This is a genomic window from Gorillibacterium massiliense, from assembly GCF_000455485.1.
Taxonomy (GTDB): Bacteria; Bacillota; Bacilli; order Paenibacillales; family NBRC-103111; genus Gorillibacterium; species Gorillibacterium massiliense.
The window spans coordinates 1-9,053 of sequence record NZ_CBQR020000028.1 but is presented as its reverse complement, the minus strand read 5'-3'; the positions used below and the strand labels follow the sequence as shown (position 1 = coordinate 9,053).

Here is a 9,053-nt window from a genome sequence, read left to right as displayed (position 1 = left end):
TCCACGCACCGTCCGAATCAGCAGGGGATTAGCCGGATCATCCTCAAGCTTTTCGCGCAGCCTTTTGATATAGACTGTCAGAGTATTGTCGTTGACAAAATCGCCGGCGATATCCCAGATCCCTTCCAGCAGCTGATTTCGGCTCAGCACTTGCCCGGAGTTGGTAACAAAGGTCAACAACAAACGATACTCCAGCGGGGTTAGCGCCACTTCCTGATCGTTTTTATATACCTTCGCTTCCAATGTTTGTATGCGGACCGGCCCTAGCTGCAAAGCCGTTTTGGTCTCCTCGTTTCTGGAATAGCGCCGCAAAACGGATTTCATCCGGGACAGCAGCTCCCGAACGCGAAACGGCTTCGTAATATAATCATCCGCGCCCATATCCAAGCCCATGACGACATTGACCTCATCATCCCGGGCCGTCAGGAAAATAACGGGCACATCCTGCATCGCTTTTGCTTCCCGGCATAGCTCGTACCCGCTGCCGTCGGGCAGTGTCAAATCCAATAGCAGAAGATCGAAAGGTTCTTGTCCGCCTAGAGCGTTCCTCGCCTCCTGCAAAGTGCCGCAAATCGCGACGCTGTATCCTTCTTGGGAAAGAGAATACTCTAGCCCCGCCGCAATAGCTTTATCGTCTTCCAAAATCAAAACGTTCAAAATGATCACCACGGTTTTCATAAAAATGGATTACAACCATTATACCCAGCTTCTGGTTTTGAGAAAGCCCCTTGGAACGGAGAAAAGCTCATTCAACAAAAAATTCCACCTCCCGGCGAGCGTCATTGGGGGGTGGAACCTAGATTATATCGATTGTCCTTTTTGCTCAGCAATATGCACGGTTCTAGGGCTCAGACCTCCGGAAAGAGTGCCGTGGAGAGATACCGCTCTCCCGTATCCGGAAGCAAGACCACGATGCGTTTGTTTTTGTTTTCCGGCCTCTTGGCGATTTGCAGCGCGGCGAAAGCGGCGGCGCCGGATGAAATGCCTACGAGCAGACCTTCTGTTTTGGCCAGCGTTTTGGCGGTTTCAAAGGCGTCTTCGTTTTTAACCGGGATGATCTCGTCGACGACCGAGGGATTATAGTTTTCGGGAACAAAACCAGCGCCGATCCCTTGGATGGCATGAGCCCCCTTTTTCCCTCCGGAAAGCACGGGCGAATCGAAAGGCTCCACCGCAATGATCTGGACAGACGGCTTCCGCGCCTTCAGCGCTTCCCCAACGCCGGATATGGTACCGCCCGATCCGACACCGCCGACGAAGAAATCGATATCGCCGCCGGTATCCCGCCATATTTCTTCAGCGGTTGTCTTCTTGTGGATGTCCGGGTTGGCAGGGTTTGTGAACTGCTGTGGAATAAAAGCTTTGGGAAGTGATGCAGCGATTTCCTCCGCCTTCTTAATGGCGCCCTGCATTCCTTCATGTGCCGGTGTCAGCACTAGTTCCGCACCCAAAGCAGTCAATAGCTTCCGGCGTTCAACACTGAAGCTCTCCGGCAGCGTAATGATCAATCGGTAACCCAAGGCAGCTGCCGCCAGAGCGAGCCCGATTCCTGTATTGCCACTGGTCGGTTCGACAATGACGGTATCTTTGTCGATGACTCCCCGCTCTTCCGCATCTTTAATCATGGCATGACCGATGCGGTCTTTCACACTGCCCCCAGGGTTAAAAGCCTCCAGTTTCGCGATGATGCTCGCTTCGATCCGATGCTTCCCGGCAAAATTGGCTAGCTCAAGCAGCGGCGTGTTGCCGATCAATTCCGTAAGATTTTTTGCGATTCCAGACATGCTATCCCTCCGCATTTTGCAATCCCGACTTTTTTACTCGGGTTATAACTTTTAGCTTACCACTTGCGGAGGATAATCACAAGTTGAGCCCGTCAAACAGCAAGTTTTGAGCCAGTCAAACAGCAAGTTTGGCCAGTCCTTTTCAATCATTAATGTCATTAATCAAAAATACTTTATCACCTAAATGAATTTCTCCCGGTTCGATAACAGATGCATAAACACCGAACGATAAGCCCATCTTCTCGTTGACGATTTTAAGCAAAGATGGGTCCTTTTCCTGAGTGTCAGGGTCCATCGTAATTATGACGCAGCGTTGGCAGAAACTGTCCACCTGAAGCTGAACACCGCCTATGACGATACGCTTTCCAATCCAGTCGCCTTCGAGTGGCGCATCGTCGTTTAATACAACGAGGAAGTTGGCACGGAAGCGGCGTTGGTCCAAAGGCTTGCCCCATAACGATTCCAGTCTTTTTAAGGTGGCATCGGTTACCAGCAAAATGCTCGCCCCATCCACCGATAACAACTGGGGATGCTCCGGGTGCTCCTGCCCCAGGCTGGACATCGTGATTGGGGTGTCCGTTAAACTTTGAACTTCGGCGAGCAACTGCTCGTCCCAACCGAAAGAGCGGCCATCCGGTGACGTCACTTGAATACCCTCGTCATCGAAATGCGCCTTGTACTTTAGCATTTGGGGAAGTTTTCTGGCAGTTATATATCTGTACCATCCGGACTTGGTTTCGTCATAGAAGCTGCCAAACCGGTCGCCCACCATGCCGTAAGGCGCGATGTCGCATGCTTTGAGTCGTTCGCCGGCCATGGATTTGACGGGGTACCGGTAAATTTCACTGATTTCGCCTACGGTTATTTGCACAAAGATGCTCCTTCTATTTGGTTACCTTGGATAGCTTCATTTTACATGAGGAGCTTTCGTTCCGTAAACGCACTGTAAGTCAAACGGTCAACTCGCTGGATTCCACCGCCGCTGTTTTTCGGTTTCCGCTCCATTTAAAGAGCAGTATCCCGCATAAAATGACCAACACACCAACCAAATGCCGGGCGGTAAAGGGCACCCTTTCCAGTCCGAACCACCCCATGGAATCCAGCAGCAGCGCAAAAATCAATTGCGAGGATAGCGATATGGCAATGGCAAAAGTTGGCCCGAGCCGATTGACACCTTGGGTCAAGCACACGACGACCCCAACTCCGAGAATACCGCTGAAATAATACCAGGGCTCCATATGCCCGACGCGGAAAAAACCGCTCCCTTCCGACAATAACCCGATGGTAAAGGAAGCCAGAAAGCCAAGAGCCAGCACGAGGACTGTCGTTTTCCCCGATCCTGTACGAGCGCTAACCTTACTGTTGAAAATATTTTGCACGCTGACCAGCGATCCGGCCAACAGAGCGAATAATAACCCGAATCCCATCCTGCATCTCTCCTTACTTTTCGTAAATATTGCTTCCCGCCAGCTCGCTCAACTTCTCCCGATCGATAACGACGATAGAGCCCCTTCTCCGTTCAATCAACTGCTCCGAGCTGAGCTTGCGAATAATCCGGTTCAAATGCCGGTAGCTGGTACCGATAAGATTGGCGACATCCGTCAATTTGTAGGTACTGAGTTCGCCGCGGAATTCTTCATCCGATTTATCATAGGAAACGGATAGCAAATAACTGGCCAGCCGCACTTCAACTGGATACAAAAGACTAAAGCTCATGGATATCGACTTCGTGTAAAACTTATGGGTGATCATTTTCAGCAAAAATTGCAACAGAGGTGGGTGTATGGAAGCATGTTTTCTCAACAACCGGTAGGAAATGCCGATCATCAGGACCGGGGAAACAGCTTCGACTGTATTCAGGTATTCCGCATCCTGCACATACTCCACATCGCCGATGAGGTCCAACGGAGTTCGAAAACACAATATAATCGTCTTGCCTTCCGCCGATGTGGTAAACACCTTGACCTTGCCTTTGACAAGTACGTATAATACCGCCGCCGGGTCCCCTTTGGAGCAGATAAGCTCACCCTGTTCAAAATGATACAATCTCAAATGCGTTAAAAGCGGCTTTGGGAAAGTTTCCGCCAGTTGATACTCGCGCAAATACGCTTCGATCCGCCCGCTATCCATGATCTCCTTCATCGCAATCGTACCTCTCTATCTTCCGTTATCCGCCCAAAATCACTACACCGGCGATCATCAACCCGATGCCGGCGAACTGCGGCAGCCGCATTTTTTGCTTTTCCAGTCCGAACCATCCCCACCGGTCCGCGACAAAAGCCACAAGAAGCTGAGCGATCATCAGTACGGAGACAGTCAGCGTTACGCCTGCCTGCCGGATCGCCGTGACGTTGCTGAAAATTACAATGGCGCCAAAGGCCCCTCCAATCCAGTATAACGGTTTAACCTGCTTCATAGCCTGCCATTTTCCGTCCCGCATGAACAGACTGACCAGAATCGCGGTAACAAAGCCTGTAAATTGAGTCAGAGCCGCCGCTTGCCAAGTGCCAATTCCGTTGCTGATCTCTGTATTGGCCACACCTTGCAAGGTAATGAAGAGGCCTCCAAACAAGGCAAAAAGCCACCCTTTCATTTTTCGTTCTCCCCCTCGTTCGTATTCGATCCTGTTCCTAATTAAAAAGCAATGACGATACCAGTGAAAAGGACATATGTCCTGAAAGACAAAAAGAAAGGAACCCGGATCAACCGGATTCCTTTCGGCATGAAAGATGCTCTTAGTCCTCAAACTCCACGTTATGATACACTTGCTGCACATCTTCCAGATCTTCCAAAGTGTCGATCATCTTCTCGAAAGGAGCTAGTCCTTCTTCGGGAAGAGTAACAAAAGTCTGCGGCAACATGGACACTTCCGCAACCGTAAACTCGGAGATGCCGGCATTCCTGAGCGCATCCTGCACCGCCTGGAATTCTTCCGGGGCTGAGTAGATCATGACGTTATCTTCCTCTTCCTCCATGTCGCCAACGTTGACGTCCGCTTCCAGTAGAATTTCCATCACTTCGTCCAGCGAGCGGTCAGCTACGCCGATCACGGCCGTTTCGTCAAACATATAGGAAACGGAGCCGGAAACGCCCATATTCCCGCCGTTTTTGCTGAAAGCGGCGCGGACGGTGGATGCCGTACGGTTGACGTTATTCGTGAGCGCATCCACGATCACCATGGAACCATTCGGTCCGAAGCCTTCATAACGCAGTTCCTCATACACTTCGTCGGAGCTGCCTTTCGCTTTATCGATGGCCCGGTCAATGATTGCCTTCGGCACATTATAGGTTTTGGCGCGTTCCAGAACAACCTTCAGTGCGCTGTTGGATACCGGATCGGGCTCGCCTTTTCTCGCGGCCACGTAAATCTCAAGGCCGAACTTGGCATAAACCCGGCTGACGTTTGCATCCTTCGAAGCTTTCTTTTCCTTGATATTATTCCACTTGCGACCCATTGTTTTCCCGCTTTCTTCTAAGTCTTTGTCCCAACTATTATAACCTATCTTCCGTTAATTGGACACCTCCACCGCGAAGGATGGGGCAAAAACGGTACTCTCAACCTATGCCGCTTCCCCGCTGATACTTCCTAAAACTCGGTAGATGCGAAAGCAAGCCCCTTCTCCGCCAATGCCTGGTGAAGCAGGACAATGGCCGTCGGTCCGACGCCATGCAGCTTTAATACCTCATCCTCGCTCAAGGCAACGAGCTGCTCCAAATGCTGGATTCCCGCTCCCGCAAGAGCCCGTTGCGCCGGTTTGCTGAGCCCTTTCGGCAAACCGTTTTCCGCTGATAAATTTCGCTCCTCAGCCATTTCCTATACCTCCTTTTGTACGCCTTAATGAAAGACGTCCAAGCATTGTTCTCTGTACAAAACCGCCGGGAAAAGCCATTATTGGATTATGAGATCGGAATGGCTATTGGAGGACTCTATGAAAAGACACTATCGATATATCCTGTTCCTGATAATTCTTTTGCCCGCGTTAACCCTTGCCGGATGCTTTAAAACAGCGGATCAGTCTGCCACCAAGCTCGTTAAAGATAAAGAATTCAATATGATCGTTGCTACGGACATCCATTACCTGGAGCCGTCGCTGCACGACAACGGGAAAGCTTTTCAAGACTTTACCGCAAGCGGCGGCTCCCGCATGCTGCCCTATTCCGACGAGCTGACCGATGCCTTCATCAGCAATGTCATCAGGCAAAAACCAGTTGCCTTGATACTTAGCGGCGATTTGACAAACAACGGGGAAAAGAAGAGTCATGTGGAGCTTGCCCACAAGCTGGCTACAGTCAAGAAAGCCGGGATCCCCGTCTTCGTCATACCCGGGAACCATGACGTCTCGAACCCGTGGGCGCGCAGCTTCAAAGGCGATCATCAATACGTAACCGATTATATTTCGCCAACGGATTTTTCCAGCATATATAACGATTTCGGCTACAGTAGTGCCATTTCCCGAGACACGGGCTCCCTCAGCTACCTGGCTCCCCTATCCTCGGATTTATGGTTGTTGATGCTGGATTCGTGCCAATACGACAATAACGAAGATTACGGCAGCCCGCAAGGAGACGGAAGAGTGAAGGAAGAAACGCTGGCGTGGATCGATGAAGCATCCAAGCTCGCGGCTGAGCGGCATGCCCATGTCATCGCCGTCATGCATCACAACTTAATCGATCATACCAGTATTCCCCGGGACGGCTATACGGTGAACAACCACGAGGAGGTTATGGCGGACCTGGTTAAAAATAACATCTCGCTGGTGCTGTCCGGCCACATCCACATTCAGGACATCCGTTCCGAAAATACGGTCACCGACATCGCCTCAAGTGCTCTCAGCGTCTATCCGCACCAATATGGTGTCCTGCACTTTTCGGCCCGAGACGCCACGATCGCATACAATACGGAACAGACGGATGTGGAATCCTGGAGCAAAGAACAGAAAATCGTCAACCCGGATTTGAATCAATTCCGCGACTACGCCAAAGACTTTTTCTATCAAGATTCCTATAAAAAAGCGTATTCTTCTTTCCAGGATTCCAACTACCCGGAAAAAGATCGTCAAGCCATGTCCAAGGCGATGGCGGAGTTGAATCTATACTATTTTTCCGGTTCGACGGCAGAAATCGGCGCTGATCTACTGAACTCCGAAGGTGTCACCCTTTGGAAAAAAGCGCAGGATATACGGATGAAAAAATACGTGCTCAGCATGATCGACTCCTCCAAAAGAGTGAACAACCACCTTACTCTGAAGCTGAAGTAGAGGCGGAATCGGGAATATCAGTCATGAAAATAATACTCGCTCCTTCCTAATCAAGCGTTTCGTATTTACCTGCTATCGTATTTGTTCTCCTGCAGCCTGTATTCGATTTTTTCCAGCGTAACATGGATTTTTTTCAAGTATCGGATGACCATAACCATGAAAATAATCACCCCGACGATAACGGCAATCACTAGCAGAATATTAAAAAGCACCCATAGGACTGGCACCCAGGCGGTGGCCGATTCCGCTGAAGCTCCTATACTCATACTCAACACTCCTTTACCCAGATCTACTTGCCTACCCTATAAAAACGGATGGAAGTAGGCTTATCTGACTGCTCCTCCATGCATAATCCCTAAAGGAACTACTTCACGGTTATCGTTTCACTCTCATTAATAATATTTTTTACCATTCGATCCTCATACGTTCTTTTCCCTAGCGCGATCGATATGAAAAGTCCAAATTGTTCATTATAGAGAGCTTCGTTATCTTCTTTTGCTTTTGACAGCTTTAAAGTATATTCGTTGCCTTTGTACGTTTCGAAATCCCACATGGCGCCTGTCGTGTTTCCGATGTAAACCCCGCCGGAAATTTTAACGGATTTGTACTTTTCTCTTACTTTTGCAATCTCTCCCACATAATACGTATCCCTGCTCTGCTCCACTAGCAAAACGACTTCTTGTTCCCCGATATCCAATTCCGCTATGGAACCCTCAATGGCCTGATCTTCAATAAAATATCGAATCGCTTGATCCTTCGTTTCGAATAGTTGGCTTTGATCTTGCACGCTGCAGCCGGTAACCAAGGCGATGACAACGACAAGCCATACCAGCCCTTTCATTATTTTCCCCCCTTCTTTACTCTGGGTATCCAACGAAGACAATTACGCCTATCAATCGTACATTGATGATTCAATTAAAAATAAGAAGCCCCTCCCTTTCTGCATTCCAAGACAACAATCCTGTACCACTACCACATCATGACCGCACCATGGGCATTGAACCATTTTTTTGCTCCTCCTTTGCAAATTTCCATAGGCTTTCCGGACTGTTTATGCTTTAATAATGTAAAGGCTTAAAATAATATCCAGAGAAAAGGAGTACATGCGATGCAGGTTTCCGACTTTTTATTACCGAAAGACAAGGTTGCTTATATCACATCCTCCGTATCCATGCTGGAAGCGGCTGAAAAACTGCAACACCACCATTACACGGCGATTCCCATTATCGATCTGGCCGGCAAGTATATCGGCACCCTGTCTGAAGGAGATATCCTTTGGAAAATGAAAGAAACACCAGGGTTGACTTTCGAAAATATGGGAAGTGTACCCATTACTGAAATCCGCAATCGTTTCCATAACGAATGCGTCCCTATTGACGCGAGCATGGAGGATATGCTGACCTTGGCCGCCGATCAAAACTTCATCCCGGTCATCGACAAGAACAAACAATTTGCCGGCATCATCCGCCGCAAAGACATCATTGAGTATTACAACCGCAATATTACCGATTGACAACCCCGGGAATTTTCTAAATTATACCATACCGGGTTATAATCATCTGTAAAACATATCCAAAAAAGCCGACGGCGGAGGTTCCCCTCTGACCGTCGGCTTTTCCATTTGACTCGCTCATTTTATCTCCCTTTGATACTCGGACGCCATCTACCTTCGACAATCTAAATAGAACACATCGAACAGCCGGCCCGTAAAATCGATAGCCCGCACCTCCAAGCGATAGGGAAGCACGTTTACCTGTACGAAATGAGGGACAGCCAGCGACTGGGAGGTGTGCCATTCCCGCTTGGGTAGCAGCCATTCCTCCATCGCTCCCGCTCCTCCCGACACCACGTAGACGATGCCGTCGGTTGCCACCTTATCTGCCTTAATCGGATGGCTTCGCTCATAAACGATGGTGTGGGAGCTGATCACCAGATCGACTCCATACTCTTCAAAAATCGGGCATAACCCCCTGAGCGCCTCCACCTGAAAACCACCGGATACGTACGGGGA

At 49.5% G+C, this 9,053-nt stretch carries 12 protein-coding genes and 1 pseudogene; 2 read left to right on the top strand and 11 right to left on the bottom strand.

The features are described from left to right. The 8 genes from TJ79_RS03290 to TJ79_RS03255 form a co-directional block, all read right to left on the bottom strand. The coding region (locus TJ79_RS03290) for a response regulator transcription factor (RefSeq protein WP_040948869.1) at positions 1 to 657 on the bottom strand (657 nt) is incomplete at its 3' end. A gap of 191 nt (positions 658 to 848) precedes the next feature. Continuing rightward, complete coding sequence (gene cysK / locus TJ79_RS03285) at positions 849 to 1,784, bottom strand: cysteine synthase A (protein ID WP_040948867.1); 936 nt, start codon at positions 1,782 to 1,784, stop codon at positions 849 to 851. A 142-nt stretch (positions 1,785 to 1,926) separates the two neighbouring features. Then, positions 1,927 to 2,655 (bottom strand): MOSC domain-containing protein, encoded by a 729-nt coding sequence (locus TJ79_RS03280; RefSeq protein ID WP_238322757.1) that lies wholly within the window; start codon positions 2,653 to 2,655, stop codon positions 1,927 to 1,929. Positions 2,656 to 2,734: 79 nt separating this feature from the next. Beyond that, positions 2,735 to 3,211: a DMT family transporter gene (locus TJ79_RS03275; RefSeq protein ID WP_040948866.1), complete on the bottom strand. Its 477-nt coding sequence runs from the start codon at positions 3,209 to 3,211 to the stop codon at positions 2,735 to 2,737. 13 nt (positions 3,212 to 3,224) lie between these two features. After that, entirely contained in the window at positions 3,225 to 3,926 is a 702-nt protein-coding gene (locus tag TJ79_RS03270) for a Crp/Fnr family transcriptional regulator (RefSeq protein WP_040948865.1), read from the bottom strand. A 25-nt stretch (positions 3,927 to 3,951) separates the two neighbouring features. Beyond that, positions 3,952 to 4,377, bottom strand: coding sequence for a DMT family transporter (locus tag TJ79_RS03265; protein ID WP_040948864.1), 426 nt, complete (start codon positions 4,375 to 4,377; stop codon positions 3,952 to 3,954). Positions 4,378 to 4,519: 142 nt separating this feature from the next. Next, the gene (locus TJ79_RS03260) at positions 4,520 to 5,239 is read right to left on the bottom strand and encodes a YebC/PmpR family DNA-binding transcriptional regulator (protein WP_040948863.1); all 720 of its coding nucleotides are present in this window, start codon (positions 5,237 to 5,239) and stop codon (positions 4,520 to 4,522) included. Positions 5,240 to 5,370: 131 nt separating this feature from the next. Next, the gene (locus TJ79_RS03255; protein WP_040948862.1) at positions 5,371 to 5,595 is read right to left on the bottom strand and encodes a helix-hairpin-helix domain-containing protein; all 225 of its coding nucleotides are present in this window, start codon (positions 5,593 to 5,595) and stop codon (positions 5,371 to 5,373) included. A gap of 118 nt (positions 5,596 to 5,713) precedes the next feature. On the opposite strand from TJ79_RS03255, the gene TJ79_RS03250 reads away from it, so the two are divergent. Then, entirely contained in the window at positions 5,714 to 7,042 is a 1,329-nt protein-coding gene (locus TJ79_RS03250) for a metallophosphoesterase (protein WP_040948861.1), read from the top strand. Positions 7,043 to 7,107: 65 nt separating this feature from the next. Here TJ79_RS03250 and TJ79_RS03245 read toward each other — a convergent pair whose 3' ends face one another. Beyond that, entirely contained in the window at positions 7,108 to 7,308 is a 201-nt protein-coding gene (locus TJ79_RS03245; RefSeq protein WP_040948860.1) for a hypothetical protein, read from the bottom strand. Positions 7,309 to 7,406: 98 nt separating this feature from the next. Beyond that, complete coding sequence (locus TJ79_RS03240) at positions 7,407 to 7,883, bottom strand: hypothetical protein (protein ID WP_040948859.1); 477 nt, start codon at positions 7,881 to 7,883, stop codon at positions 7,407 to 7,409. Positions 7,884 to 8,150: 267 nt separating this feature from the next. Here TJ79_RS03240 and TJ79_RS03235 point away from each other — a divergent pair, with 267 nt between their 5' ends. Further along, positions 8,151 to 8,555 carry a CBS domain-containing protein gene (locus tag TJ79_RS03235; protein ID WP_040948858.1) on the top strand — a complete coding sequence of 135 codons (405 nt, stop codon included), beginning with the start codon at positions 8,151 to 8,153 and terminating at the stop codon, positions 8,553 to 8,555. A gap of 150 nt (positions 8,556 to 8,705) precedes the next feature. On the opposite strand, the pseudogene TJ79_RS03230 reads toward TJ79_RS03235, so the two are convergent. Then, a pseudogene (locus tag TJ79_RS03230) lies at positions 8,706 to 9,053 on the bottom strand (metallophosphoesterase); the annotation flags it as partial.